General features: G+C 44.6%; 25 protein-coding genes, 1 tRNA gene, 1 pseudogene and 1 riboswitch. Of the genes and pseudogenes, 19 read left to right on the top strand and 8 right to left on the bottom strand.

Annotated elements, in window-relative coordinates:
* Positions 1 to 77: 77 nt before the first annotated feature.
* The 3 genes from G496_RS0116150 to G496_RS0116160 form a co-directional block, all read right to left on the bottom strand.
* Positions 78 to 153: transfer RNA gene (locus G496_RS0116150), tRNA-Ala, on the bottom strand.
* A gap of 129 nt (positions 154 to 282) precedes the next feature.
* Positions 283 to 1098 (bottom strand): DODA-type extradiol aromatic ring-opening family dioxygenase, encoded by an 816-nt coding sequence (locus G496_RS0116155; RefSeq protein WP_034633677.1) that lies wholly within the window; start codon positions 1096 to 1098, stop codon positions 283 to 285.
* A 157-nt stretch (positions 1099 to 1255) separates the two neighbouring features.
* The gene (locus tag G496_RS0116160; protein WP_027180185.1) at positions 1256 to 1867 is read right to left on the bottom strand and encodes an NAD(P)-dependent oxidoreductase; all 612 of its coding nucleotides are present in this window, start codon (positions 1865 to 1867) and stop codon (positions 1256 to 1258) included.
* Positions 1868 to 2001: 134 nt separating this feature from the next.
* Between G496_RS0116160 and G496_RS0116165 the strand changes: the two genes are divergently transcribed.
* From G496_RS0116165 to proB, 16 genes are all read left to right on the top strand, one after another.
* Positions 2002 to 2367: a winged helix-turn-helix transcriptional regulator gene (locus tag G496_RS0116165; protein WP_027180186.1), complete on the top strand. Its 366-nt coding sequence runs from the start codon at positions 2002 to 2004 to the stop codon at positions 2365 to 2367.
* 222 nt (positions 2368 to 2589) lie between these two features.
* Positions 2590 to 3582 (top strand): ABC transporter permease, encoded by a 993-nt coding sequence (locus G496_RS0116170; protein ID WP_027180187.1) that lies wholly within the window; start codon positions 2590 to 2592, stop codon positions 3580 to 3582.
* The gene (locus tag G496_RS0116175) at positions 3583 to 4425 is read left to right on the top strand and encodes an ABC transporter permease (protein ID WP_027180188.1); all 843 of its coding nucleotides are present in this window, start codon (positions 3583 to 3585) and stop codon (positions 4423 to 4425) included.
* Between the two features lie 13 nt (positions 4426 to 4438).
* The gene (locus G496_RS0116180) at positions 4439 to 5998 is read left to right on the top strand and encodes a DNA repair protein RecN (RefSeq protein WP_027180189.1); all 1560 of its coding nucleotides are present in this window, start codon (positions 4439 to 4441) and stop codon (positions 5996 to 5998) included.
* Positions 5999 to 6132: 134 nt separating this feature from the next.
* Positions 6133 to 6233, top strand: a riboswitch (SAM riboswitch).
* A 298-nt stretch (positions 6234 to 6531) separates the two neighbouring features.
* Positions 6532 to 6804 carry a hypothetical protein gene (locus G496_RS0116190; RefSeq protein ID WP_027180190.1) on the top strand — a complete coding sequence of 91 codons (273 nt, stop codon included), beginning with the start codon at positions 6532 to 6534 and terminating at the stop codon, positions 6802 to 6804.
* A 122-nt stretch (positions 6805 to 6926) separates the two neighbouring features.
* Positions 6927 to 7517 (top strand): hypothetical protein, encoded by a 591-nt coding sequence (locus tag G496_RS0116195; RefSeq protein ID WP_027180191.1) that lies wholly within the window; start codon positions 6927 to 6929, stop codon positions 7515 to 7517.
* A 209-nt stretch (positions 7518 to 7726) separates the two neighbouring features.
* A complete protein-coding gene (locus tag G496_RS0116200) occupies positions 7727 to 8353 on the top strand; it encodes an MBL fold metallo-hydrolase (protein WP_027180192.1) in 627 nt (208 codons plus the stop codon).
* Between the two features lie 209 nt (positions 8354 to 8562).
* Positions 8563 to 8757, top strand: a complete 195-nt coding sequence (locus G496_RS21215; protein WP_156900683.1) for a hypothetical protein — start codon at positions 8563 to 8565, stop codon at positions 8755 to 8757.
* A 9-nt stretch (positions 8758 to 8766) separates the two neighbouring features.
* A complete protein-coding gene (locus G496_RS0116210; protein ID WP_027180193.1) occupies positions 8767 to 9384 on the top strand; it encodes a flavodoxin family protein in 618 nt (205 codons plus the stop codon).
* A 20-nt stretch (positions 9385 to 9404) separates the two neighbouring features.
* Positions 9405 to 9776 carry a response regulator gene (locus G496_RS0116215; RefSeq protein ID WP_027180194.1) on the top strand — a complete coding sequence of 124 codons (372 nt, stop codon included), beginning with the start codon at positions 9405 to 9407 and terminating at the stop codon, positions 9774 to 9776.
* 18 nt (positions 9777 to 9794) lie between these two features.
* Complete coding sequence (locus tag G496_RS20130; protein WP_051295109.1) at positions 9795 to 10454, top strand: ComF family protein; 660 nt, start codon at positions 9795 to 9797, stop codon at positions 10452 to 10454.
* A gap of 50 nt (positions 10455 to 10504) precedes the next feature.
* Complete coding sequence (locus G496_RS0116225; protein ID WP_027180195.1) at positions 10505 to 13570, top strand: radical SAM protein; 3066 nt, start codon at positions 10505 to 10507, stop codon at positions 13568 to 13570.
* Between the two features lie 139 nt (positions 13571 to 13709).
* Positions 13710 to 14021, top strand: a complete 312-nt coding sequence (rplU, locus tag G496_RS0116230) for a 50S ribosomal protein L21 (protein WP_027180196.1) — start codon at positions 13710 to 13712, stop codon at positions 14019 to 14021.
* Between the two features lie 30 nt (positions 14022 to 14051).
* Positions 14052 to 14321, top strand: a complete 270-nt coding sequence (gene rpmA / locus G496_RS0116235) for a 50S ribosomal protein L27 (protein WP_027180197.1) — start codon at positions 14052 to 14054, stop codon at positions 14319 to 14321.
* Between the two features lie 438 nt (positions 14322 to 14759).
* Complete coding sequence (obgE, locus tag G496_RS0116245) at positions 14760 to 15797, top strand: GTPase ObgE (RefSeq protein ID WP_027180198.1); 1038 nt, start codon at positions 14760 to 14762, stop codon at positions 15795 to 15797.
* Positions 15781 to 16914, top strand: a complete 1134-nt coding sequence (gene proB / locus G496_RS0116250) for a glutamate 5-kinase (protein WP_027180199.1) — start codon at positions 15781 to 15783, stop codon at positions 16912 to 16914. Before obgE ends, proB begins: the two co-directional genes overlap by 17 nt.
* A gap of 92 nt (positions 16915 to 17006) precedes the next feature.
* On the opposite strand, the gene G496_RS0116255 is transcribed toward proB, so the two are convergent.
* From G496_RS0116255 to G496_RS0116265, 3 genes and pseudogenes are all read right to left on the bottom strand, one after another.
* Positions 17007 to 17705: a potassium channel family protein gene (locus G496_RS0116255; protein WP_051295110.1), complete on the bottom strand. Its 699-nt coding sequence runs from the start codon at positions 17703 to 17705 to the stop codon at positions 17007 to 17009.
* A gap of 2 nt (positions 17706 to 17707) precedes the next feature.
* A complete protein-coding gene (locus G496_RS20740) occupies positions 17708 to 19666 on the bottom strand; it encodes an ATP-binding protein (protein ID WP_051295111.1) in 1959 nt (652 codons plus the stop codon).
* Positions 19664 to 20929, bottom strand: a pseudogene (locus G496_RS0116265) (PAS domain-containing protein); the annotation flags it as partial. The gene G496_RS20740 and the pseudogene G496_RS0116265, both read right to left, overlap by 3 nt.
* 199 nt (positions 20930 to 21128) lie before the next feature.
* Between G496_RS0116265 and G496_RS0116270 the strand changes: the two are divergent.
* Entirely contained in the window at positions 21129 to 22298 is a 1170-nt protein-coding gene (locus G496_RS0116270) for an MFS transporter (protein WP_027180202.1), read from the top strand.
* 291 nt (positions 22299 to 22589) lie between these two features.
* On the opposite strand, the gene G496_RS0116275 is transcribed toward G496_RS0116270, so the two are convergent.
* Together G496_RS0116275 and G496_RS0116280 are read right to left on the bottom strand one after the other, a co-directional pair.
* Entirely contained in the window at positions 22590 to 22946 is a 357-nt protein-coding gene (locus tag G496_RS0116275; RefSeq protein WP_027180203.1) for a PilZ domain-containing protein, read from the bottom strand.
* A gap of 94 nt (positions 22947 to 23040) precedes the next feature.
* Positions 23041 to 24249: a putative sulfate/molybdate transporter gene (locus G496_RS0116280; protein WP_027180204.1), complete on the bottom strand. Its 1209-nt coding sequence runs from the start codon at positions 24247 to 24249 to the stop codon at positions 23041 to 23043.
* Positions 24250 to 24396: 147 nt separating this feature from the next.
* Between G496_RS0116280 and argB the strand changes: the two genes are divergently transcribed.
* Positions 24397 to 25272, top strand: coding sequence for an acetylglutamate kinase (gene argB, locus G496_RS0116285; protein WP_027180205.1), 876 nt, complete (start codon positions 24397 to 24399; stop codon positions 25270 to 25272).
* Between the two features lie 26 nt (positions 25273 to 25298).
* Entirely contained in the window at positions 25299 to 26012 is a 714-nt protein-coding gene (locus tag G496_RS0116290) for a molybdopterin-guanine dinucleotide biosynthesis protein MobB (RefSeq protein WP_027180206.1), read from the top strand.
* Position 26013: the final 1 nt, after the last annotated feature.

Raw genomic sequence — 26013 nt, forward strand, 5'->3', positions numbered from 1 at the left:
GAATTCAAACGGCGTAAAAGTGCGGCGTAAAAGAAAAAGGACTTAGAAGATTTTTTCTTCTAAGTCCTTGAAATATCTGGTGGAGCTGGAGGGAATTGAACCCACGGCCTCTTGAATGCCATTCAAGCGCTCTCCCAACTGAGCTACAGCCCCACTTTATGTGCATTTTTTTATGTATGCAGGTGGATTTAATTGCAACAAAAAGCTCTTGAAGTCAATATCTTAATGCTGCTTTTTTTAAATTTAATGCTTGGATCATGATCTTTAACAGTCTTCGATGAATTATTCCTGCCACAAGTACACACTTGCTTTCTTACCAAGTATTTCGAGTTCATAAAATTCTGAGCATGGGCCACCGGCTGCGCCTGCGCATACATGCAGCGGAATGAGGTGTTCTTCTCTTGGATGGCAATAACGGGCATGCGGTGCGATAGTCCAGTTACGCAGTCTTTCCCAGCGTTCTTCAGCAGAAAACGAGGTATCCGAGCAGGTATCAATCAACCATGATTCAAAATTTTCATTCCAACTGCGGCTTTCTTCCGTATCTTTGATGGAAAAGGCTCTCATATTATGAAACGAAAATCCTGAACCTATAATCAGCAGATTATCGTAGGACAATTCCGCAAGCGCAGCACCGATATCCAGATGAAGCTCGGCATCAAGTCCCTGCACCAGAGACAGCTCTACACAAGGAATATCTGCTTCCGGATACATAATTTTAAGAGGAACAAACATACCGTGATCAAAACCGCGGGAATCATCCAGACGACTGCTTATTCCTTTTTCAATAAGCTTGTCTCTGACGGCCAGAGCAAGGTCAGGATCTCCGGGAGCCGGATATTTTATTGTGTATGACTGTGGCGGAAAATCATAATAATCGTAAATAAGAGACGGGGCCTGACCTGATGTCAGCGTAGCAACCTGCTCCTCCCAGTGGGCACTGATGAGAAGTATAGCTGATGGCTTTTCTATTTTTGCAGCCAGTGACTCCAGATTATCAACCATCTCCTTATGTCCGGCATCACCGAGAAGAGGCAATGGCCCGGCTCCATGTGAAAGATACAGAACCTGACGTTTCTTTTCCTGCAGACCTGACATTTTTTCTCCCTGCTCCCAAATGTATTTATAATTGTTAGATATTAAGCCAAAAACAGACTGCAATTTAGCATAAAAGAAATCGGTTCGATACTTTTTTAAGGTGGTACAATATAATTGAGTCAGCCGAACACTTAAGCTCGGCTGACTCAATTTTTAATTAATAACCAACAGTAAAACGCTCACGAATATGCTGCGGTTTTTCCAGTTCATCAACCAGTGCTATGGAAAAATCCTCAAATGAAATGCTGGAACCATTTTCATTGCTCAAGAGCTGATCTTTTCCCAAACGGAAAACACCGGTTCTTTCACCGGGGGTAAACATTGCCGAAGGTGATAAGAAGGTCCATTCAAGGTCCTCAACTTTTTTCAGAACATCCAGAAAAACAACACCCTTTGAGGCTTCAGGCTTGAAAGCTTCAGGAAAATCAGGTTGATCAATAACCATTTTACCCGGCGCAACTTCCAGACTTCCGGCTCCGCCTACAACTATATAGCGTTTCACACCGGAATCCTTTACAGCCTGTATCAATTCTTCTGGATCAGTATCTAAAAACCTTACAGCACTGATAACTACATCGTGACCTTTTAAAATTGAGGCCAGCTTTTCCTTATCATGGGTATCGCCTGCAACCGGAGTAACTCCTTCCATCTTTTCTATTTTATCAGGATGACGGGCTATTCCTGTTACAACGTGACCCCGTGAAATAAGCTCTTTCAGAATTCTTGTTCCGACATTACCGGAAGCTCCGATCAGTGCTACACTTGCCATAATGACCTCCAAGGTATAATTTTAAGACGTGGTCTTATTCTGAGACCTTAGCTCACTTGAAATCTTATAACAAGAAGTCAGGATAAAATGATCAGGTCACCGTCTGCTGACCTACCAAAAATCAGGAACATAAAATGAAAGCCGATATGCTCATATCTTTTGAAGAACCATGCCCTATCCGTGATGTGCTTGACCGCATAGGGGACCAATGGAGCCTGCTTGTTTTAAATTCCCTTTCAAAAGGAGTATTCAGGTTCAACGAACTTATGCGTGACCTTGGAGACATCTCCAAACAGATGCTTTCCAAGACCCTTAAAAGGCTGGAAAAAGACGGCTTCATAAAGCGCACGCTCTACCCGGAGGTACCGCTCAGAGTGGAGTATGAACTGACGGAGCTTGGAAAATCTTTTCTCGATCCTATGGCCGGTCTGATTAATTGGGCCAATGAAAACCATCAGGCCATTGTGCTTGCCAGACAGAATTATGAAAAAAAACGCTGAAACAATGCCTGTCTAAAAAAAACAACGTCTTCAGACGTCTGGCTTCCGGTTTCAGGCTTCTGGCATCTAGAATCAGGCAGCAGAAAAATTAAATATCATCAGCTGAATAATCCATGTTATTTTAACATTCCTGAACTTGCGGGATATTGATTGAACTTCAGACTTGGATTATCTTGGCCGCTCATCAGAAGAGTTAACTTTTCCATTTCCTAACGGAGTATCATGATTGAACTAACACTCAAAATTGCGACCAAACTTTTCTGGGTTGCAATAGTTTTTCTGGGAATCACGGTAATCAGCTTCTGGGTTATACATCTGGCACCAGGCTCTCCTACGGACATGCAGACCACCCTGAACCCGGATTCCAACTACGAAGCGCGGGCAAGACTCAATAAAATCTACGGGCTGGATAAGCCTCTTTATGTGCAATACGGCAACTGGCTTTCCCGTATGGTGCGTTTTGACTTCGGAAGATCAATGTCCGGCGACAACCGCCCGGTATGGGACCGTATTAAAGAACGGCTGCCGCTGACTTTCGGAATGAATGTGGCTTCGATGGTGCTGACTTTATTTATAGCGATACCCATAGGAATGTTCTCGGCATGGAAGCAGAACAGCTGGTTTGACCGGGGAATGACCATTTTCGTTTTTATAGGGTTTGCTGTTCCGGGATTCTGGCTGGCTCTGCTGCTGATGCTGTGGCTTGGAATCCACTACCCGATTCTTCCCATCTCAGGCCTGACATCTCTTGATTTCGATATGCTTTCCACAACGGGGAAGCTGCTGGACCTTGCAAAACATCTCACCCTGCCTATTTTTATTTATACTTTTGGAAGCCTCGCAGGGATGTCACGCTTCATGCGCTCATCCATGCTTGAAGTATTAAGGCAGGATTACATAACCACAGCAAAAGCAAAGGGGCTTCCGCTAAACAGAGTCCTTTTCCATCATGGACTGCGCAATGCCCTGCTACCGGTAATTACCCTGCTCGGACTTTCAATTCCGGGATTAATCGGAGGCAGCGTAATTATTGAGTCCATTTTTGCCCTGCCGGGACTGGGACAACTCTTTTACGGTGCGGTAATGTCCAGAGATTATTCCCTTATTATGGGCAGTCTGGTTCTTGGAGCCATACTGACTCTTGCCGGGAATATACTTGCGGATATCGCTTACGGTCTGGCTGATCCCCGAGTTCGCTCCGGGAGGAACAGCTAAATGCGCATAAAGAAACTTGCACCGACCTCACGGTTCCAACGCTACGGACTGTTTTTTACAGGACTGTTTCTCGTTGGCGGTATTTCAATTGCTGCGATTTTAGCTCCTCTGATAACTCATTATGACCCTTTTGCGCTGAATGTTAATATACTTCTCCAGCCGCCAAGCTGGCAGCACCCCTTCGGAACAGACGCACTTGGAAGAGATGTGCTGACCCGGATACTTTACGGCGGAAGGGTTTCATTATGGGTAGGATTTGTGGCAGTAGGAATATCAACAGCAATAGGACTTGTACTGGGACTTGTATCAGGATATTTTGGTGGATGGGTTGACGAGATCATTATGCGCGGAGTCGATGTAATGCTCTGTTTCCCGTCATTCTTTCTTATCCTCGCAGTCATAGCTTTTCTGGAACCGGGACTATTTAACATAATGCTGGTCATAGGACTGACTTCATGGATGGGAGTGGCCCGACTGGTAAGGGCTGAAACCCTGTCACTAAGAAAAAGAGATTTTGTGCTGGCCTCAAAGCTTGCAGGAGCAGGCCCGGTAAGGATAATACTGACGCACATTCTTCCAAATGCGATTACCCCTGTGCTGGTATCTGCCACACTGGGAGTTGCCGGAGCAATACTTGTTGAATCATCTCTCAGTTTTCTGGGGCTTGGGGTTCAGCCACCGGACCCTTCATGGGGAAATATGCTTATGGAAGGAAAAGAAGTTCTGGAAATAGCTCCGTGGCTTTCTGTTTTTCCCGGCTTGACGATACTTTTCACTGTTCTAGGTTATAACCTTCTTGGCGAAAGTCTGAGAGATATTCTTGATCCCAGACTCAAACAATAAACGGACACATTAAATGCTCGAACTCCTGCGGATTAAAAACCTCGCCTTGATTGAAGATGCCGAAATTGAATTTGCTTCCGGCATGAACGTGCTTACCGGTGAAACCGGAGCCGGTAAATCGTTCATACTGCGTGCTATTGATTTCCTCACTGGACAGCGCATGTCTACGGAAATGATAAGGCCCGGAAGGGATAAAGCCACAGTTGAAGCCCTTTTTGTAACGACCGATGGCGAAGAAAAAATAATCCGGCGTGAACTTGTTTCAGAAACAGGACGCAGCAGAGTATACGTCAACGACAAACTCAGTTCGCAATCTGTAATAAAGGAGCTGGGGTCTTCCCTCATCCTGCACACAAGCCAGCATGCCCAGCAGAAACTTCTGCAACCATCATTTCAGTGCAGAATCCTTGATACCTTTCTTGAGACACCGGAGCTTGCGGCTGAAAAGGATCAGGCTTACTCAAAATTACGCGACACACTGGCCAAAAAAGAAAATCTTAAAAACCGCTCTGCTGCTCTCGAAGAAAAAAGAGATTTTCTGGAGTTTCAGCGTAATGAAATTGAAAAAGTAGCTCCGTATCAGGGTGAAGAAGACGAGCTTTTAGAAAAAAAAGCAGGACTTAAACAAAATGAGCAGGCAGGCAAAAGCATTCAGAAAGCACTTGATCTTATGCTGGGGGTAACGGACCTTTCAGGAGGACTCTCCGCCCTGTCTACAGAGATGGAACGCGTCTGTGATTTTTTTCAGGAGTATGAAGAAGATCTTGAGACCATAAATGAATTCCGGCTGCGGCTGGATGATATTTCTGAACGCCTGAGAATTCAGCCCAGCCATGCTGATATGGATGAAAGTCTGGATGATATTGAAGAACGCCTTTACGAACTTTCAAAACTAAAACGCAAGCTCGGTAAATCTTTGGAGGAAATCGTTAATCTCCAAAAAGAGATCGAGCAGAATATTTCCTTTCTCGACTCCTGTTCCCTTGACATCAAGCGTCTTGAAAAACAGGAAAAGATAGAAGCGGCAGAACTGGCAGGCATAGTTGAAAAATTAAATGCCCAGCGGGAAAAGGCGGCAATACTGCTTACGGACAGGATAATGAAAGAGCTGACGCATCTCGGTTTTTCAAAGCACGTCCGCATCAAATTTGATTTTGAACCGCATGAGCTGCATCCCGGCATTATGGAAGAAAGAGGAAGACTGCTCTGGATACCGAATCCCGGACAATCTCCGCAGCCTCTTGATAAAATAGCTTCTGGTGGAGAGCTTTCAAGATTCCTGCTGGCAATAGCCGGACTTCAGGGAGAGCTTGAAAAACCAACCCTGATTTTTGACGAGGTTGACGCTGGAATAGGTGGAACAACTCTTAACAGGGTTGGAGAGAAAATGCGTGATCTGGCAGCCAGACAGCAACTGGTTGTAATTACACACTGGCCACAGCTGGCAAAGCTTGCAGAACGTCATTTCCTGATACATAAAGAAATAAGTGAAGGAGAAACTTTCACCACCTGCCGCCAGCTTGAAGGTAACAAGCTGACACAGGAACTGGAGCGAATGTCCGGTAAAGAATAGCTTTTTTATTAAATTTCAAAAAAAACATTTTCACCTCTTGACTACCAGACTATGCGAGTATAGTTTTTCTCTCAGTTCTTTGAATGTGCTTCACGCAAGCTGGCAATAGTTTTATGTTGAAACATATTGTCAGACACTCATGAAGAGGGTGCGAGGGAATTGGCCCCAAGACCACCCGGCAACCTGCTATAAGCAAGGTGCCAATGCCAAAAAACCCCGAAAGGGGCCATGAGATATGATTATGATATATATCAGGATATTATTCAGGGCCTCTCCATTCGGAGAGGCCTTTTTTATTTCCTGACACAGGGGGAATGTGAAGCACGCAAAGAACAACCTGTCGCCTGAGGTGACAGCGCGGGGAACGAAAGTTCCTCTGGTGGGTAGATTTATGGCCAATTGCGGACCCACCCTAAACAGTTGCCGCTAAAATGCCCAGTTAAGAAAAAATCGGTTCGGCTAATCCGATTTTGCATGCAATCGCCCCGGGGCATTCAATGGGGGTCGATTGCAAAAGCAGGAGTTAATCTGAAATGACTGACATTCTGTTCAAAGCTTCTTCAAACAACGATTGCGGAATGGTTCGTTTCATCTGTAAAGACAACGTAAATGAACCTTTTCCCTGTGATTACAGCGATCCGCTGGCATTGCTTGGAGATATCAGGATTTTAGATCTCGATGAATCTCAAAAAAATGAACTGAGACAAATCCTAAGCTCGGAAGTTAAAGAGCAGGGACCAGAAGAAATCTGGAGAAACCGCACCTTCCGCAAGAATATTATCCTGTCATTCGGCAAGATTGTTTAACACACAGACCGGGTCGCATAAGCATGCGGCCCGGTCTTGTTATTTCCCCACTATTTTCCATCTTTGCAATTATCCCCTGACAAGGTTAAAACCATGAGCAATACTAATTTCATGGGGGACCAATGCAAATCTTTAAAACCGCAATTCTGTTTTCTGCCTGCCTCGTTATTGCGCTGATGTCCGCAGGACCGGCCGCGGCCAATGAAAAAGGATTCACCATAATCAACCATACAAATGATGTTTTAAGAGTGGTTGGTAAAACGGGTGACTTCATATTCTGCCGTGTAAAACCACGCACCATTACCAGATGCACATGCAATCCGCTCTACAATAAAGACTGCTTTGACAAGGGCGGTGGAAAATCAAAAGTAAAAATAGTCCGCGAAGATCCAAACAAACGGGACTTATGGTCCGGTGACAGTTGTTTTAAACTTTACCTCGATCCTGAAGCCAATATTGATGTCAGTTATGCATTGGACACAAAACACATCCGCTGTGCAGCCGTTGACAGTGATGAAGTAAAACAGCCGCTGCCCAGCTTTTCCGATGCTGATAGAAACAAAGATGGCGTAATTGATAAAGAAGAAGCTGAAGCAATCCAGTTAAAAGAAAATTTCGGGAACTTCGACAGTGATCTCAGCAATACACTTAATCCTAAAGAATTTGATAACGCCGTAAATAAATTAAACATCTTCAGAGGCGTTCCGTTTTAGCAGACCAAAAAATCAGGACCGTATAAACAGGCTTTACATATCCGTTGCAGCATACAGATTTCTTGTTACGGTATGTGGCTACCCTTAGTCGGTCCGGCGGAAAATATACTTGACATTCAGGCTTAAAAACTCTGACAGCTGTAAGAATTTCAAGCTGAATGCAGGCGAAAAAAGATACCACTGAACAGTCATTATATTGGAGAATATTAATGGATTTAAAAGCGTTCCCGCTGGGATCACTGCAAACCAATTGTTATGTGCTCTCAAACAACGGCAAAGCTCTGGTTGTAGACCCGGGAGGAGACCCTTCTCCGGTTCTGGAATATCTCAAATCATCAGGTCTGACACTTGACCGGATTCTCGTAACACACCTCCATTTCGACCATACAGGCGGATGCAGAGCTTTAAGCGATGCTACCGGAGCTAAAATATACGCCAGTTCCGATGATAACGCTCTTATGGATTCAGAACTTGGAAGAGGCGGTTTTATGGGTACTCCTGTAAATGATCCGTTTGAGTATGAAAACATCAGCGAAGGCGAAGAAAATTTTATTGGTCTGGAATGTAAAATTCTGGCCACACCGGGACATTCTCCGGGAAGCCTGACCTTTTATTTTCCCGAAGCCGAACTTGCGTTTGTCGGCGATCTTGTTTTCAAACGCTCAGTGGGCCGGACAGATTTCCCCGGAGGAGACTCTGAACAGCTCATGAATTCCGTCATCCAGAAAATATTCCCCCTTCCCGGCAACACAGCTCTGCTTTCCGGACACGGGGCAATGACCACAAATGATGAAGAAAAAACTCACAACCCGTTTTTCAGTGGGGTTGAAATTTAATATTAATTAAAATTCAGGTGTATGAAACTGTTCTTCATCGAAGTTTCTGCACCTGATTTCATTAAATACGGATGTCTGTAAAACGGTAAACTGCACCGGCAGCAAACCACTGGGTAGAAACTGATAACTGTAACAAAGGATCTGAAATGAGCAGCATGCCTGAGGGAATCAAGGTGGTGGATGTTCGCGGCCAATGTTGAGGCATAGGAATGGAGGTAGGTTGGTATCTCCGTTTCGGCCGTGAGGAGACCGTGATGGCCCTCGCTGACAAAGGGACAGAAGGTCAATTGTACAATCAGCTTGATATCCTCCCTGAATGGAGCCTTGAAATTGAAGAAGAGACAGATCACATCAAGGCTGTTTTTAAACGTACGGATATCATAAACAAAAAGAATCAGGGGTAGTAAAAAGATATGAACCGGATTCCGGTCTTATTTTCATGCAGTCACCGCAGGTCCGGTAACAGCGATCGGGCCTGCGAACTGTTCCTTGAAGGATTAAGATTTTCCGGCGGTGACGGGGAAATTGTTTATCTTGGAGATTACGATTTCGTGCCGTGTAACGGATGCGGCAAATGCAGGACATCCCCGGGCCACCACTGTGTTCATATAAAAAAAGATGCGGCTCAATCCTTTTTTGAAAAAATGATGTCCGCACCTTTGGTGTTTTTTGCCTCACCCATCTACTTTTATCACCTGCCATCAAGATTCAAAACATTCATTGACCGCGGCCAATGGGGATGGGAAGCCGGTCAGGCCATGGCCCCGGAAATATTATCCCTTCCTGTAAGACCGGCCTATTGCATGATGGTAGCTGGCAGACCTAAAGGGGAGCGGCTTTTTCAGGGAGCTGAACTGACCTTGAAATTCTTTCTGGATTTTTTCCACCTGAAGATGCAGCCGCCATTACTTTTCCGGGGAATTGACGGGCCTGAAGATCTGGCTGAAAATAGTGAGATTTCAGAACTCATAGTTGATTCAGGAAAAAAAGCCTGGCTTGAATACACCGGTAATAAAAACCGGAGACCATAATAAATATAAAAGGCTGAAACATGTCCGAGCTAAAAATTCTCGTTGCAGACGACTCCGCCCCGATCAGGCTAATTATCAAAAAATTTTTATCCGATGCAGGTTTTGAGGTCAGCTTTGCAAAAGACGGCCGTGAATCTCTTTCGGAGCTTAGAAACACAAAATTCGATCTGGCCTTTGTTGATATGCAGATGCCCAAAATGGACGGACCGGAGGTTGTGAGCAAAGCCCGGAGCATGGGGGTTGAAATTCCCATTTTCGGAATGACGACCTTTGATGAATCAGATTTGAATGTCGAAAAGCTTGGCCGCTATTTCACAGGATTTCTCAACAAGCCCATACTAAAAGAAAATTTACTGGAGATTGTAAATAATTTCGCAGCAAAGCAGAAATAATTTACGACGTCCATGCTAATGAAATTTTTATCAGCTTATTTCAAAGATTTTTTTTTCCAAAAAAGATGCCCCATCTGCTCCAGTCCATATCAGTCAGAGGATGCCCTTTGTGCAGACTGCCTTGCCCTTCTTGAAAAGAATAAGGAAGAGCGCAAACTGATCACTGCCGACAACAAAGCAGCAGCCATATATTTTTACGGACCGTACAAGGGAGTGCTGCGTGAAATAATCTTAAAATGGAAGTTCAAGGAGAAACTTGAGCTGAGCCGCATAATGAAGAAGCTGGCCTGCGAAGCTGCCATTCAAATTTCAAATCCTCCGGATGTTATCATCCCTATCCCACTCCATCCTTCACGACTCAAAAAACGTGGCTTCAACCAGAGCCTGATTCTGGCAAAAGCCGTTGGAAGATGTCTTGACAGGCCCGTGGAAGCAAATATTCTGAAAAGGGTCCGCAAAACAACACCACAGGCAGGACTTAACGCACAGGATAGAAAAAAAAATCTTACCGGAGCATTTGAGGTCTCTCCCGATAAAATCAGCGGCAGAAAAGTACTGCTGGTTGATGATATCCTGACAACAGGTACAACAACTGCTGAATGTTGTGATCTGCTAAAAATGGCCGGTTGCACCGGAACTGAGATTCTGGTTATAGCCAGAACGCCCATACATGGTTAGTGCTATAAGCTGCTTTATACTTATTCCCTTTCGCACTTCTGGAGGAAAATTTGAGCTTCGATATCTCTGAATGGATCAGATTTGAATATAATGAAACCCCAGTCTACATGCGCCCTGATTCCACGGACTGGTTTGTGCCTGATAATACCGGAGACGAACTGCTTAAAGGTCTTAAAACCGATCGGTGTAAACCTTACGATTATCGGACTCTGAACTTTATTGAACGTCTTCCTGAAAAGAGTGAAGCTTCATACCCCGGAAGATCAGTTTTACTGGGTCAGCCTGAAATCAGAGAATTATGGTTCCATCTTACTGACAGGTGTAATATGGCCTGTACCCACTGCCTGTTTTCTTCGGCTCCTACTGCAAAACCGGAACTGCCTACTGCAGAAGTTCTGAAACTGATTAAGGAAGCAGAGCTTAACGGATGCAGAGTTTTTGCCCTTACAGGCGGGGAACCCTTCGTCCACCCCGGAATAGAAAAAATAATTTCCGCGATCATGGAAATTGAAAACAGTCACGCCGTTATTCTCAGCAACGGCCTTGACGCTGCTGACTTTTTAAAAAAGCACAACTTCGACCCGGAAAGACTTCATCTGCAGATAAGCGTTGACGGAATAAAAGCCACCCACGACAAAATCCGCGGCAAAGGGATGTTCGAGAGGCTTCAGAAAAATCTTGCCGAGTTAAGAAAAATTAAAACCGCCTTTACTCTTTCCATGTGTGTGACCAGATCCAATGCGGAACAGATGCCGGAGATTGTCAACTTTGCCGCTGAAAATGGAGCCTCCAACGTTCATTTCATGTGGTATTTCATCCGTGGGCGCGGAAAAGAAAAAGATTTTATAGAACCGTCTGAAATAATGAAATATTTATTACAGGCTGAAACTCTGGCAGCCCGCAAAGGGATCACCATTGATAATATAGAGGCTGTGCGGAGCATGATTTTCGCGCCCTGCGGAACAATTCACGATGGAAGCTCCGCTGGCTGGGAATCAGTCGCAATCGGTCCGGACGGGAAAATTTATCCTTCCGCAGCAACCGTGGCTGTACCGGAGCTGGCTACTCCTGTAGTTGGAGACCTTCTATCATCTATTAGACAAAGTGAAGTACTGGGGAAAATCAGAAACACAACAGCCAAAGATTTGAGCGATCCTCTCAGACTGTTTTTCGGCGGCGGTGATCTGGATCACAGTTACATGCACAGTAACTGTTTTTGCGGTGCGGACCCTTATTCAGAATTAAGTAAAGCCATAGCACTTGAGCTTATCGCCCGAAAGGCAGCGATGAACCCGGTTAAAAGATCACCGGCATTACGGCTTAAAATGGGTGATGTGCTTTCAAGCTGCTCCGATCACGGTGCAGTGGCTTTGACCCATAACAACTGTCTTCTGGCTGTAGCCGGAAATGACAGCTTAAGCGTTGTAAAAGATTTTTATTCCAGAGCAGCGGAAACAGCCAACGAAGATATTCTGAATCCGGTCTGTTACAGTGAAGACGTTGTCGCCCACATTCCTGAAAATTTCAGATTCAGAGGCTACGGCTGCGGCAGCCCGGTTATGGACGCTGAAATAAAACCGGGAGAATACGTGGTCGACCTCGGATCAGGAAGAGGTATCGAATGTTTCATTGCCGCTAAAATGACCGGGGAAAAAGGGCATGTTACCGGACTGGATATGCTGGACCCAATGTTGAAAATAGCCGAACAGGGTAAAAATGCTGTTTCAAAAAATTTAGGCTATGCAAATATTGATTTCAGGAAAGGCTACCTTGAAAAAATGCCGTTCGAAGAGGCCTCGGTTGACCTGATTTTATCAAACTGTGTGCTGAACCTTTCAACGGATAAGCGTTCAACATTCAATGAAATATTTAGAGTCCTCAAATTCGGAGGAAGAATAACTGTCTCCGATGTTGTCTGTGAGACAGAACCCGGACCGGAGATAAGAAACAACGACCAGCTGCACGGAGAGTGCATAGCCGGTGCGCTGACTGTAAAGAATCTCAAGGGGCTGCTTCTGGAATCAGGATTTGATAATTTCCATATCATAAAAAGATTTCCATACCGCGAAGTCGGCGGGCATCAGTTCTATTCACTTACTTTTTCAGCCTGCAAACCGGAGCTTAAAGATAAAGTCAAAATAATTTACAGAGGTCCTTTTTCCACTGCGCAGACAGCCGACGGCACAATCATTCTGCCGGGAGAAATTACGGAAGTACCAAAGCTGTATGCACGCACACTCGGAGATTCAGCCTTCATAATAGATGAAGACGATAACGTTACCAACGTTGATATCGGTTCATCATGCTGCTGCCCCACTCCACAGGCTTTTGACGGTGCAGATACTCCAGACACGCTTCAGGCATGCTGCACTCCTTCGGAAAAAGCACAAGCGGAAATACTTACTTCTCCCCAAAAACAAAACTCCGGGTGCATGGTCTGCGGCAGTGATCTTAAATACACCTCAGAACCGCTAACCATGACCTGCTGCTACTGCAATCAGGATTACGAAACAAACGCATATTGTGCAGAAGGACACTTTGTATGCGATTCATGTCACAGCAAAGATGGTCTGGAAGTAATAAAACACATGCTGCTGGGTAGTACGGAAACAGACCTGGTTGAATTGCTTATAAAGATAAGAAAGCATCCGGCTATTCCTGTTCACGGACCGGAACACCACTCTCTGGTTCCCGGGATAATAACAGCAGTCTACCGTAACAGCGGAGGCAGCATTACTGATAAGGCAATTTTAACCGCGGTAAACCGCGGGGCCAAAATTGCCGGAGGGTACTGCGGATTTATGGGCATCTGCGGAGCGGCTATGGGAGTTGGAATTGCAGTAAGCACGATTTTAGAAGGGACACCCTATACGGCGCAGGCCAGATCGTTTGCACAAAGAGGCACATTGGCCGCACTTGAAGATATAGCAGAAATGGAAGCCGCCAGATGCTGCCAGCGCGATTCATGGCTGGCCCTCAAAGCCTGCGCTGAAATTTCTGAAGAACTTTTAGGTATAAAACTGAAATCCGAGGTTGACATACATTGCAACCAGATGAAATTAAATAAAGAGTGTATGGGGGCTGATTGCCCCGTAATTAAAAAATCCGGCAGTTAATATAACGGATTTTCTCACAAAAACTATTTTGGAACGTTAAAAAGACTTCTTCAAGTGGAAAAAAATTAAATCCGAGCTTGACTTTTATACTGTCTTGCAGATACGTTCCCATCTCTTACGTGACGGAGGTAAGCAAAATATGTATGCAATAATCGAGACTGGCGGCAAACAGTTCCGCGTTGAAGAAGGCCTTGAGCTCAACGTCCAGAAACTGGATGCAGAAGCAGGCGCTAAAATAGATCTGGATAAAATTCTTCTGGTTGGACAGGGCGAAGATGTAAAAATCGGTGCTCCCTATGTTGAAGGAGCCAAGGTTTCCTGTGAAATTCTTGAACACGGCCGTGACAAAAAAGTCATCGTCTTCAAGAAAAGACGCAGGCAGGACTCTTCTGTAAAGAACGGTCATCGTCAGGATTTCACCAGAATCAAAGTTGAAGCTATTCAGGCTTAATTATTTTCAGTCTGAAAAGGGAGACTCATCATGGCTCATAAAAAAGCGGGCGGTAGCTCTAAAAACGGACGCGATAGTGCCGGTCAAAGACGCGGTGTAAAACGCTTCGGCGGCCAGCAGGTTCTCGCAGGCAACATTCTTGTTCGCCAGCTCGGAACTAAAATCCACCCCGGCAAAAATGTCGGCACAGGTAAGGATTGGACTCTTTTTGCACTTGTAGACGGTACTGTTCAGTATGAAAAGTACGTTCGCAACAACCGCGAAAAGACCAGAGTTCATATCGTACCAGCAGAAGCTTAGTTTTTAAGCGAAAGCATTTTTCCGGCAGGGAACGCTCTTCATAAAAAAGAGTGTTCCCTGCTTTTTAGCGTTGTTATTTTCAATATCCATCATGTGGTCAGAAAGGAACAATTATACCTGAGACTGCGATGGATATTTATTGATAATGGCCGAACCGGAATTTTTGCAGCCTGACATTTTCTGAAAATCTGAACTGACACTGTTAGTGTCGGCTTGGATTGCATTTTAATTTTTATAAAAATATCCCCCCCTCTACTCCCCCGACACTGATGACTGGACAATAAATTTCAAGTTTCAGGCATTCTGATGTTGCCAAAATTTCAAGCTGCATCCATACTCCACCGGTAGCGGTTGACCGCACCAAAAATCCAAATATAATCCTGAAATATTCAGGTACTAATACGGGCTCTATAATGCCCTTCAACACGAGGAAATTTAATGAGATTCGTTGACGAAGCTACCATAACAGTACGTTCCGGCAAAGGTGGCAATGGCTGTGTAGCATTCAGAAGAGAAAGATTCATCCCCAAAGGCGGTCCAAGCGGAGGAGATGGCGGTAAAGGCGGAGACCTTATTTTCAAAGGCTCCAACAAACTGCTGACCCTTTACGATTTCAGACTCAAAAGAGTTTATGAAGCTAAAAACGGACAGCAGGGACTCGGCAGTGACTGCTATGGAAAATCTGCTGATGACCAGATTGTGGAACTGCCTGTCGGAACTCTTGTATATGAAGTCTTTGAAGACGGTAGCGAAAAACTGCTTGCCGATATAACTGAAAATGAATTGGAAGTTCTGATCTGCAAAGGTGGAAAAGGCGGTAGAGGAAACATTCATTTTAAATCCTCAACCAATCAGACACCGCGTTATGCTGAAGACGGTTTCCCCGGAGAAGAGAAAAGGCTCAGACTTCAGCTTAAAATTATTGCTGACGTAGGACTTCTGGGATTGCCCAACGCAGGTAAATCTACTTTTATATCCAGAGTTTCAGCTGCCAAGCCTAAAATCGCAGCTTATCCTTTTACCACTCTCACTCCAAACCTCGGAGTGCTTGATGATGGAATGGGTAACAAGCTGGTCATAGCCGACATCCCCGGACTAATTGAAGGCGCAAGCGAGGGCCTCGGACTCGGGCATAAATTCCTCAAGCATGTGGAAAGAACACGCTTTCTGCTGCACATTTTGAGTGCTGAAGACATCGGAGAAGACGAGCCGTTTGCAGGGTTCAAACTGCTTGATGAAGAGCTTCGCCTTTTTGATAAAACTCTCGGTGAGAAAAAACAGATCAGAGTTGTTAATAAAATAGACCTGCTTTCGCCGGAAAGACTGGAAGAAATTAAAAAGGCCGCTCAGGATGAAGGTCTTGATATCCATTTCATTTCAGCCTTGAATGGTGACGGGGTTGAAGACCTCGTAGAACTTATGTGGGAACGTTTTACTTTATTAAATAAAGAGGAAGATGATGAGCAACAGGCTTGATGTTCTGCGTGAAGCCAAACGCATAGTTGTTAAAATCGGCAGCGCGGTGCTTACCACTGGAGAGGGCATAAACCTTGGACTGATATGCCGTATTGCCGACCAGTTATCAGCTCTGCACGAACGCGGAGTTGATATTGTCCTTGTTTCTTCCGGCGCGGTTGCTGCCGGAAAAGGGGCTATGCACAACAAAATCGAGCTTAACGACCTTCCTGCAAGACAGGCTGCTTCTGCCATAGGGCAGAGCCGCCTTATGCATGAATACGATGAAACATTCAGAAGATTCGGACTGACAACCTCGCAGGTGCTTCTGACCCGTGACGGCCTTCAAAGCCGCAAACGTTTTCTGAATGCCCGCAACACCTTGTCCAGACTGCTTGAATGGCGGGTAATTCCAATTATTAATGAGAATGATACCGTATCAATTCAGGAACTTAAATTTGGTGACAATGATACACTTGCCAGTCTGATTTTAAATGTTGTGGAGGCAGATCTTTTTATCAATCTGACCTCTGCTGATGGTGTTTTTGATAAAAACCCGGATGAAAATCCTGACGCAAAGCACCTTTCGGTCATAGACAACATTTCCGAGCTGGATCTTGATGCCATGTGTGACGGCAAAACAGCAGCCGGAACCGGTGGAATGTTTTCAAAAATGCGCGCAGCCAGACGAGCTGCCCAACTTGGTGTGCCGACACTTATTATTTCCGGCAAAAAACGCATGATAATCGAACGTGTTTTTGCAGGGGAAGAATGCGGAACATGGATCACACCGGAAGATAAAAACGTTTCCCGCCGTAAATTCTGGCTGGCCTACAATCACGAACCTGAAGGTGATATCATCGTGGATTCAGGTGCTGAAAAAGCTCTGCATGAAAAAGGTAAAAGTCTTTTACCCGCTGGCATTACAGAAATTAAAGGCAGCTTTGAATCCGGCGCACTGGTCAGAATTTTAAATTCAGAAGGCCAGTCACTGGGAGCTGGAATAACCAACTATTCTTCATGTGATCTTGAAAGGATAAAAAGCCACAAATCATGCGAAATAAGTAATATTCTAGGCAGCTGCAACTACAGTGAGGCTATCCACAGAGACAATATGCTTATAGATGCAGCTATCTGATTTTCTCTGAATATATTTTGATAAAAAAAGACGGTATGACTATACCGTCTTTTTTATTGGGCTTTTATTATAGACGCTGTAAATTCAAAAATTCAGTCACTATTACGGACTTCCTGAGATAAAAACATCCCGATAACACTGGCTACAAATACGGCAATATACATCTGCCCGAAAATTCCCTGAAGAACCGCAAAAGCTTTTACCAGATCACTTACCGGAACTATATCTCCGTAACCGACAGTCAGCATGGTCATGAAACTGAAGTAATTAAGATCCTTTTTAATTATAAAAATATTACTGACTTCGGAAAGACCTGAAACAGCTCCGTGGTCAGCCATCACGCACAAGGCATAAATATTGGTCCATAACAATCCCATAAGCAGATAAATACATATAGAACCTGAAACAAGATCACCGGTTACCCTTTTCTGACGGAGCATATATCCGAGTATTCCAAGTGAAGTCATTAGCAGCATAATGGAGTCTGAACATTCGCTCACAGCCAGAAGGATTATTTGACCACTGCTGAAAAACAGCATTGAGCAGGCAAGAGACAACGCAAAAAGCCCTGCAAAAAAATAAAGTCTGACTTTATTTTCAATAATAGCTGAAACAGCTGCAAGAAAAACCAGATATGTATAAAAATAAAGAATCTTCTGAAAGATAACGGCATTGCCCGCCATAGAAGAAACAATCCCCTGCAATGCCAGAAAAACAAGCAGAAAAGTAAATTTCGTATTAACTTTTCTGAAAACGGCAAAAGGGCTGAACCTACCTAAAAAAGTGAACATCCTTAAAACCGCCTTGCCAGCTCTTCAAGTTTTTTAAGGATTGCCGAAAGCTTTTTCATATCAACCGGCTTTGAGAGGTAGTTATCCATTCCCGCATCTATGAATTTTTCCCGGTCACCGACCATGGCGTATGCTGTAAGCGCGATAATCGGAATATTTTTATTGTTCTCACCTGCCAGACCCTGCCGGATTGCAGAGGTGGCCTCCACCCCATCAAGTACCGGCATCTGGATATCCATCAGCACACAACCATAGGAGCCTTCCTTGATTTTGTTCACCGCTTCCTGACCGTTCTCAGCCAGATCAGTTTTATATCCGATACGTTCCAGCTGCTTAATCAGTGTAATCTGATTTCCGGGATCATCTTCAACAAGCAGTATCTTGAATTTATTTAGGTCAGCATCTGAATCATCGTTTTTTCCGGTCCCAAGCGCCGGTTTAATCTTTGCCGGAAGCCTGAAAGGAATACGGACATAAAACGAGGCCCCGTTTCCTTCTGAACTCTCAACGGCGATATTTCCTCCCATCAATGACAACAGCCTGTGGACTATGGTCAGCCCAAGACCTGCACCCTGATAATCACGTTGATAGTTATCCTCACCGTGCTCAAATGATTCAAAAATTTTTATATATTGTTCTTCAGGTATTCCCGGTCCGCTGTCTATGACTGTAAACTGCGCCATAATTTTTTTCTCTGAACGCTCCGGGCAGCTGATTTCCAACTGAACTCCCCCCTGTGAAGTAAATTTTATGGAATTTCCCACAAGATTTACGAGCACCTGAGACAGTCTTATTTCATCACCAATCAGATACTCGGGAAAATCTTCCGCAATTCTGCAATCAAAATTTATTCCTTTACTCTTTACCGTCAGTTCATACAGCTCAAGAATTGAATTTCTAATCGCTGATATTTTAAAGAGATTTTCCCTCAAGACCAGTTGTCCTGATTCCAGTCGTGACAGATCGAGAATATCGCTCAGCAATCCGGTGAGCCTTTTAGTGGATTTTGAAGCATGACGGACAAGGTCTTCATGAACGGGGTCAAGGGGAACATCTTTCAGGAGATTCAAAATTCCGCTTATGCTGCTCAATGGAGTTCTTATCTCATGTGACATGTTGGCCAGAAATTCGGACTTGGCCCTGCTTGCCGCCAGAGCCTGCTCCCGTGCAGAAATAATTTCCATCTCGCCTAATTTACGCTGGGTTATGTCCTGCATTGTTCCAAGAACTCTGAAAACATTTCCGTCATCACCGCGTTTAAGCATACCTCTGGAATGCACATACCGAATACTGCCGTCAGGATGCACTATTTTGTATTCCTGATTGTACTCATCTTTGCTCTTTAAAGCGGCCTGAAACTCTTCAAAGATTCTTGGAGAATCATCATGATGAATTCTTTTCAAAAGGAAATCAAAATCAGGTTTTATTTCTCCGGGATAAAAACCGAAAATTCTAAAAGTTTCATCAGACCATTGAAGCTGCATTGACGGGATTTCCATAATCCAATGGCCCATGTGGGCCATGGCCTGAGCTTCCATAAGCAGTCTGCGGCTGTCCTTGATCTCCATTTCCATGCGTTTTCTGTCCGTGATATCTACAAGAAAAAACATAAAAGCATCATCATTAACAACATTGGCCCAGACCATGACTATAATTTCTTCACCGCTGTTAATTATTAAATGCTGTTCCGAGCTGATTTTTCCTGAGACTCTTATTTTTGAAGGGACAGATTTAAAATTCCCCTTCCAGAACTCTGCCAGACTGCGCCCGAGCAATTCTATTCTGGCAAGCCCTATGAGTGTGCATCCCGAGACATTGACTTCGGTCACACATCCTTCAAGATCGGTTACAATTATAGCCATAGGTGAGTTATCGAGATACGCCCTGTAGCGTTTTTCATTTTCAATCAGCGCATTTTTGGCTTTTACACTTTCGGTTATGTCGGTATGAACTCCACCCATTCTGTATGGAATTCCCTGTGAATCCCTTAAACAGGTTCCCCGTCCTGAAACCCAGCGATAACTTCCATCCTTATGAAGCAGCCGGTATTCAACCTAAAAATGGCTTTTATTACTTTTGTAAAAGACATTATTGGCTTCATTCACCCGGTCCAAATCATCAGGATGGATTCTCTTCTGCCATTCTTCAAGTTCATTAGGAATTTCGCTGTCCCGATAGCCGATTATGGCTTTCCATGACGGTGAATAATAAACTATATCGGTATCGCGGTCCCAGTCCCAGTAACCATCGTTACTACCGCTTAAAACCAGATCAAGGCGGTCTTTATCTCTCTGAAGATCGGCGGCCTTTACCAGAACCATTTTGTCACGCCTGCGAAAACGGAAATATACAGCCGCGATTACAACCAGCATACTGAGTAAGCTCAGGGCATATATACGCCAGTCTGCAAACGGTGAATAATCCATCCCTTCTACAGTGATCCAGCGGTTCTTTATCTTTCTGGATTCAGGCTCACTGATATTTTTAAGCCCTTCCTGCATAATATTGCGCAGTGTTTTAAGATCGCTGCGGCAACCGAAAGAGAACTTTCTGGGAGCATCAAGCCTGCCTGCAACACGAAGATTTGATATCCCGAGTTTTTCAGTAAGAAACGAGGCCACAGCCATGTCAGTTATCATAGCGTCCGATCTGCCGAAAGAAACACTCTGCAAGCCTCTTGCAGAATTCTCAAAGCTGACGAATTCAATATCCGGATATTTTTCCTGCAAAGCCTTCCAGCTGATGCCGCCATTGACCACGGCCACTTTCATGCCTCTAAGATTTTCAGGGGTAAGATCTCTGGTAACCGAAGAACGGACCAGAATAACTTCAGGAACACTTATATATGCCGAAGTATATACAAAGCGGACTTCCCTGTCGGTTTCAGGCTGAATTCCACCAACAACATCCACCCGGCCTTCTTCATAAGTATTAAGCAAAGCATTCCACGAACCGGCATCATGTATTTCAAACTGGAGTCCGGTTTTTCTCTCAAGAAGACGCAGATAATCAATGGTAAGCCCCTTAAAGCTTCCATCATCGTCTTTGAAAGAAAACGGCGGCATATTGCCGTACATATAAAATTTTATTTTTTCAGGATGGACCTTCATCCAGGCTATTTCAGCCTCATTAAGAGTAATCTCACTTTTTACGGCACAATTGGCCGTTGAAGCTCCAAGGAAGGAGACGAACAGGAAAAGAAATATAAGGAATTTAAATTTCATTATAAAACCCGTTTATTCAGAAATAGGATTATGCCTTTTTCAACTTTCCAAAGATTAAGCTGAAAATAATCTAATACTATCTATACCCGTTAATCAATGAATACAATTCATACAGTATTTTCCACCACTTTCAGCCAGTTTATTTTTATATTCTTTTAGAGTAGCCTCCACTCTCATTTTACGAACAAGGATATCACTTATGGCTAAGATATATAAAAATAAAAATCTTCAAATAATTTTTGCCGTGACTTTAGTAGCGATCATGGGTGTTTCAAGCATTATCCCGTCACTGCCGTTAATCATTAAAGCATTTGGTATAAAAACTTCATCTATCGGGCTTATCTTCACCGTTTTCACTCTTCCGGGAATAATTTTTTCGCCTTTAGCCGGAGTGTTTGCAGACCGTACAGGAAGAAAAAAAATTCTTGTACCAAGTCTGGTCCTGTTCGGTCTTGCCGGGGCCGCCTGCTACTTTGCTCCTACATTTGAAATCCTGCTTGTCTTAAGACTGATTCAGGGCATAGGGGCCGCAGCGGTCGGAGTACTCAGCCTGACTATCATAGGAGATCTTTTTGAAGGGCGTGAGCGCATAAAAGCCATGGGTCTTAATGCCGGAGTTTTAAGCATGGGAACAGCCATTTTGCCGGCAATTGGCGGGATACTTGCTCAAATGAGCTGGAGAGCACCTTTTCTGCTCTCACTTTCTGCCCTGCCTATGGCATGGGTTGTTTCAGCCAAACTCAATAACCCGGAACCAAAATCAGACAGTAACTTAATTCAGTATGTAAAAAATGCCCTGTCCGGGATGAAAAATCTTCAGGTCCTGGGACTGTTTGCTATCACACTGCTGACATTCATAATCCTGTACGGCCCTATAATCACCTACCTGCCGGTAATGATGCATAACTCCTTCTCTTCACAGCCGATTACCATCGGTATTGTTATTTCGAGTGCTTCATTCATTACAGCTATTTCAGCGGCCCAGATGGGGAAACTGTCCAGATATTTCAGTCAGAAAACCCTCATAGGAATTTCAGCAGTTGCTTATGCCGCTTCAATGTATTTAGTTCCGCAGATGACAGGGCCCTACTGGTGCATTCTTCCGGTCTGTTTCTTCGGACTTGGTCAGGGACTCAACCTCCCTAATACCATGTCATTTTTATCTTCACTCGCACCAATTGAGCATCGGGCGGCATTCATGTCGATGAATGGAATGCTGCTCAGACTCGGCCAGACAATTGCACCGCTTCTGATGGGACTTATTTACTCAGGTCTTGGCATAAACGCCGTATTTTATTCAGGAGTTGTTGTTTCAGCATGCATTATGGCAGTAAGTATTTTAACGTTGGATAAGAAAAAGCCAGCATAATAATTGATGCTCAGAATCAGCTCTTGACGCTTTTTTAATAGTCTGCCAAACCGGATGACGGAATGGCAATGAAACAGGGACAGGAATGCCATTTACGGGACGAAAATCAACTGCAACAAAGATTTTTAGAAATGAAAACCTGCTTAACAGACAAAATAAGACACATTTTCAATCCTCTGCATATTTACTGTAGATTGAAAGAGTGCGGCTTACCCACACAAAAGGCACGCAGATGCGCAAGAGTTTATGAGCTCTGCCTCTTTAAACCTGCAAGATTCTGTATTCCCGCAATCAAGAGTCAAAAGCAGGCGAAATAAGCTCCCTGTCAATAGAATCAGCATCTTCCGAATTATACTGCACCAGCTTTCTCAAATGGGTGAAACTTTCATCATCCATATCAAGAAAATCCACTGCCACCCCCTTCTCGTCCGACCTGACCACACTGCCGTTGATACAGATTCTGACATCTTTTGAAAGAATAATGTGGACAATACACAGGTCACCGGGCGCGAAACCATCTACAGGTTCACACAAAATACCCTTAAGACTAAGATTAACCGTCACGGCGGATACAATGATGTTCTGCATTTCCAGCTCAACGGTAAAAGAAGCCTGTACCCGTGTTCTGCGGCGTTTATCCGGCGGCATATTATCTCCTTGACGAAAACCGGTTATCAGTTCAGTCAGACTTTATTAAAGCTTTAGCCTTGCCGCAACATCTATAATGAGCAGGCTTTCTGATTCATATTGAGGCTCTGCCGCTTTTGAAGACATAAGCCACCATGATCCCGGCAATAAATCCCCAGGCCAGATTACTGGACTGTGCAACACCAAGAACTGTCATGGCGGTAAAAAGGTCCTTGCCGTTTTTAATATCAATGATGCTCATGGCAAGCTGTCCGCCGGCAAAGAAAAGCAAAACTCCAAGTATTCCCAAAGGAAGAAGCTGAACAATTGGAAGAAGCCCGTCTCCGAATAAAACCGCCAGCAATAAAAAGACTGCACCGATAAAAATATTGGAAGTATTCGTCCTTGCGCCGAAACGGTAGTGGGCAGCAAGTCCGCCTGCTCCATGGCACATGGGCATACCACCTAAAAGAAAACTTGCTAAATTGGCAAAGCCCATGCTCAGGCATAAAGCCTTGTCAGTAACCCTTTCACTTTCCTTGTCAAAATAATCACCTGACAAATCCCTGTTGGCGATAACAGCATTACCCAATGTCATCGGAATCTGCGGAAGGACCATGGCAAACATGACAAAGACAAGATCACTCCACCCCGGCACTCCCGCTGGCAGAAAATCAGGAAAATGCAACCCGGCTGAAATTTGGGAAAGCCCACTGCCTCCACCGAGCAGAAAACCGCATAAAGCCCCTCCGAAAACAATAACCATTGCCGCCGGTATTTTCTGATTGTTGAGCAGGAAAAGAGTTAAAGCCAACCCAGCCACACCTAGAATAAGCCCCACAGAAACAGGCCCTATTGATGAGAATGCAAGAAACGGTTCTGACGCTCCCTGAATTTTTTGAAAAACCGTGTTTCCGATGACAAAACCGGCCCCCTTGCTCATAAGCAGAACTCCGGTTGTGAGCTGCACGCCCCTGACAACAGACTTTGGAATCAGAGCAGCAAGTTTCCCTATCAAACCACTGTAGCCGATTGCCAGCAGAATAAGACCGACAAGGAGCGCTGCCGCTGAAATCTGAACAGCTGAGACAGAAGCGGCAAGAGCGTATGCTCCTATAACTTTCATCGGCTGAACAGCAATGGGAACCCGGTAATAAAGCCCACCCAGAATATAAAATGCGCCGACACAGAAAAAAAGTCCTATCGCACTGACCCCGCAGAGCATGATCAGTCCGATTGAAATTGGCAGCAGGGCTCCAAGATCTCCCAATGCTCCGGCAAACTCCATTCTGTTAAAACGGAATTCTCCAAATCTTGTCCGCATTTAAATCCTCCGGTTTGAAAATATATACCCCCGGCACGGGAGCACCTTTAATAACGGCTTTTCCTTCATCTTTTTTTCACTTATGTTCTGTTCACGGCAAGATCAACAGTAACAACATCGGCCTGAAGGAGGGCTGTCCCCATGGATATGGATAAAGATATCATAAAAGCAAAATTTCTTATTGAGTCGCTTCCCTACATACGGGACTTTTACGGCAAAACCATTGTAATCAAATATGGCGGAAATGCCATGATAGATGAAGATTTAAAGAGAGCTTTCGCTCTGAATATAGTTCTTCTGAAATATATAGGCATAAATCCGGTTGTGGTCCACGGCGGCGGACCTCAGATTCAAAAAATGCTTTCAGCTCTAGAAATAGAGAGTCATTTTGAACGCGGATACCGGGTTACCGATGAGGCGACCATGGATGTTGTTGAAATGGTCCTTGTAGGACAGGTTAACAAACAGATCGTCAATCTTATCAATCTTAACGGCGGAATGGCCGTTGGGCTTTCCGGCAAAGACGGTACGCTCATCAAAGCTGAAAAAAAAGAGCTTGTCATAGAATCAGAAGCCGCCCCGGAACTGATTGATCTCGGTAAAGTCGGCGAAGTAACCTCAGTTAATACAACACTTATAAACTCACTGCTCAGAGACGGGTTTATCCCGGTCATCGCCCCGGTAGGAGTTGATGACAACGGGTCGACCTATAATATCAATGCCGATTCCGTAGCAAGCGCGGTCGCTTCTTCACTCGGGGCAAAAAGACTGCATCTGCTGACTGATATTTCAGGAGTGCTTGATAAAGACAAACAGCTTATTTCATCCATGACATGGCATGAAGCCGCCGAGGCAATCGACTCCGGCGTGGCGCAGGGCGGAATGATTCCCAAACTGACCTGCTGCATTGAAGCAGTTCAGAACGGGGTGGAAAAAGCACATATCATTGACGGCAGAATTGAAAACTGCGTATTGCTGGAACTCTTTACCAAATCAGGCATAGGAACTGAAATCAGAGCCTGAACAGAACAGGAGCAATAGAGGGTATCATGAAAGCAATCTCTATCGTAGGCTGCAAAAAAAGCGGAAAAACAACCTTAGGTCTGGCTCTGACAAAAAAGCTCACCGAAAAAGGATTTAAAGTAGGTGTTCTGAAGCACTCCCACCACGGCTTTGATGGCGCAGAAGGAACAGACACCGAAGAATACAAAAAAACAGCTGTGGCTGTCGCGGCCTATTCCCCGGAAGAAAGTTTTGTTTCATGGAAAAGGGAACGCATGGTGCAGGACCTGATACCTCTACTTGATGCGGACATCCTGATTATGGAAGGCAGCAGTAAAGAGGGCTGGCTGCCGCGCTTCATTCTGGCAGATAGAAGTGAAGATTCCGATAAGTTTATGCCGGAACTGGCAATAGAAATACTGCCGCAGCTCAACAGGGAAAAAGGGCTTGATGAAGAAGAGATAGAGCGTCTGGCCGAGCTTGTCTGTTCCAGAGGATTCCTGCTTCCGGGGCTTAACTGCAAGGCCTGCGGAAGGCAGAACTGTAAAGAATTTGCGGCGGATATTGTAGCAGGAAAAGCTTCTGCAAAAGGCTGCAAAACAACAGCAGGTGAAATGGAAGTAACCTGTAACGGAAATCCTGTTGCCCTGAATCCCTTTGTCAGAGATATTCTGAGCGCCGGTATTACCGCTATGCTGGGACAGCTTAAAGGATATACTCCCGGAGAACTGCAGATAACGATTAAAAATACCGGGAAATAAA

Source organism: Maridesulfovibrio bastinii DSM 16055, from assembly GCF_000429985.1.
Taxonomy (GTDB): domain Bacteria; phylum Desulfobacterota; class Desulfovibrionia; order Desulfovibrionales; family Desulfovibrionaceae; genus Maridesulfovibrio; species Maridesulfovibrio bastinii.

Excerpts from the sequence above, each read along its gene's own strand:
- G496_RS0116155 (WP_034633677.1), bottom strand. The coding sequence starts at position 1,098 with ATGTCAGGTCTGCAGGAAAAGAAACGTCAGGTTCTGTATCTTTCACAT.
- G496_RS0116160 (WP_027180185.1), bottom strand. The coding sequence starts at position 1,867 with ATGGCAAGTGTAGCACTGATCGGAGCTTCCGGTAATGTCGGAACAAGA.
- G496_RS0116165 (WP_027180186.1), top strand. The coding sequence starts at position 2,002 with ATGAAAGCCGATATGCTCATATCTTTTGAAGAACCATGCCCTATCCGT.
- G496_RS0116170 (WP_027180187.1), top strand. The coding sequence starts at position 2,590 with ATGATTGAACTAACACTCAAAATTGCGACCAAACTTTTCTGGGTTGCA.
- G496_RS0116175 (WP_027180188.1), top strand. The coding sequence starts at position 3,583 with ATGCGCATAAAGAAACTTGCACCGACCTCACGGTTCCAACGCTACGGA.
- G496_RS0116180 (WP_027180189.1), top strand. The coding sequence starts at position 4,439 with ATGCTCGAACTCCTGCGGATTAAAAACCTCGCCTTGATTGAAGATGCC.
- G496_RS0116190 (WP_027180190.1), top strand. The coding sequence starts at position 6,532 with ATGACTGACATTCTGTTCAAAGCTTCTTCAAACAACGATTGCGGAATG.
- G496_RS0116195 (WP_027180191.1), top strand. The coding sequence starts at position 6,927 with ATGCAAATCTTTAAAACCGCAATTCTGTTTTCTGCCTGCCTCGTTATT.
- G496_RS0116200 (WP_027180192.1), top strand. The coding sequence starts at position 7,727 with ATGGATTTAAAAGCGTTCCCGCTGGGATCACTGCAAACCAATTGTTAT.
- G496_RS21215 (WP_156900683.1), top strand. The coding sequence starts at position 8,563 with ATGGAGGTAGGTTGGTATCTCCGTTTCGGCCGTGAGGAGACCGTGATG.
- G496_RS0116210 (WP_027180193.1), top strand. The coding sequence starts at position 8,767 with ATGAACCGGATTCCGGTCTTATTTTCATGCAGTCACCGCAGGTCCGGT.
- G496_RS0116215 (WP_027180194.1), top strand. The coding sequence starts at position 9,405 with ATGTCCGAGCTAAAAATTCTCGTTGCAGACGACTCCGCCCCGATCAGG.
- G496_RS20130 (WP_051295109.1), top strand. The coding sequence starts at position 9,795 with ATGAAATTTTTATCAGCTTATTTCAAAGATTTTTTTTTCCAAAAAAGA.
- rplU (WP_027180196.1), top strand. The coding sequence starts at position 13,710 with ATGTATGCAATAATCGAGACTGGCGGCAAACAGTTCCGCGTTGAAGAA.
- rpmA (WP_027180197.1), top strand. The coding sequence starts at position 14,052 with ATGGCTCATAAAAAAGCGGGCGGTAGCTCTAAAAACGGACGCGATAGT.
- obgE (WP_027180198.1), top strand. The coding sequence starts at position 14,760 with ATGAGATTCGTTGACGAAGCTACCATAACAGTACGTTCCGGCAAAGGT.
- proB (WP_027180199.1), top strand. The coding sequence starts at position 15,781 with ATGAGCAACAGGCTTGATGTTCTGCGTGAAGCCAAACGCATAGTTGTT.
- G496_RS0116255 (WP_051295110.1), bottom strand. The coding sequence starts at position 17,705 with ATGTTCACTTTTTTAGGTAGGTTCAGCCCTTTTGCCGTTTTCAGAAAA.
- G496_RS20740 (WP_051295111.1), bottom strand. The coding sequence starts at position 19,666 with ATGGGTGGAGTTCATACCGACATAACCGAAAGTGTAAAAGCCAAAAAT.
- G496_RS0116270 (WP_027180202.1), top strand. The coding sequence starts at position 21,129 with ATGGCTAAGATATATAAAAATAAAAATCTTCAAATAATTTTTGCCGTG.
- G496_RS0116275 (WP_027180203.1), bottom strand. The coding sequence starts at position 22,946 with ATGCCGCCGGATAAACGCCGCAGAACACGGGTACAGGCTTCTTTTACC.
- G496_RS0116280 (WP_027180204.1), bottom strand. The coding sequence starts at position 24,249 with ATGCGGACAAGATTTGGAGAATTCCGTTTTAACAGAATGGAGTTTGCC.
- argB (WP_027180205.1), top strand. The coding sequence starts at position 24,397 with ATGGATAAAGATATCATAAAAGCAAAATTTCTTATTGAGTCGCTTCCC.
- G496_RS0116290 (WP_027180206.1), top strand. The coding sequence starts at position 25,299 with ATGAAAGCAATCTCTATCGTAGGCTGCAAAAAAAGCGGAAAAACAACC.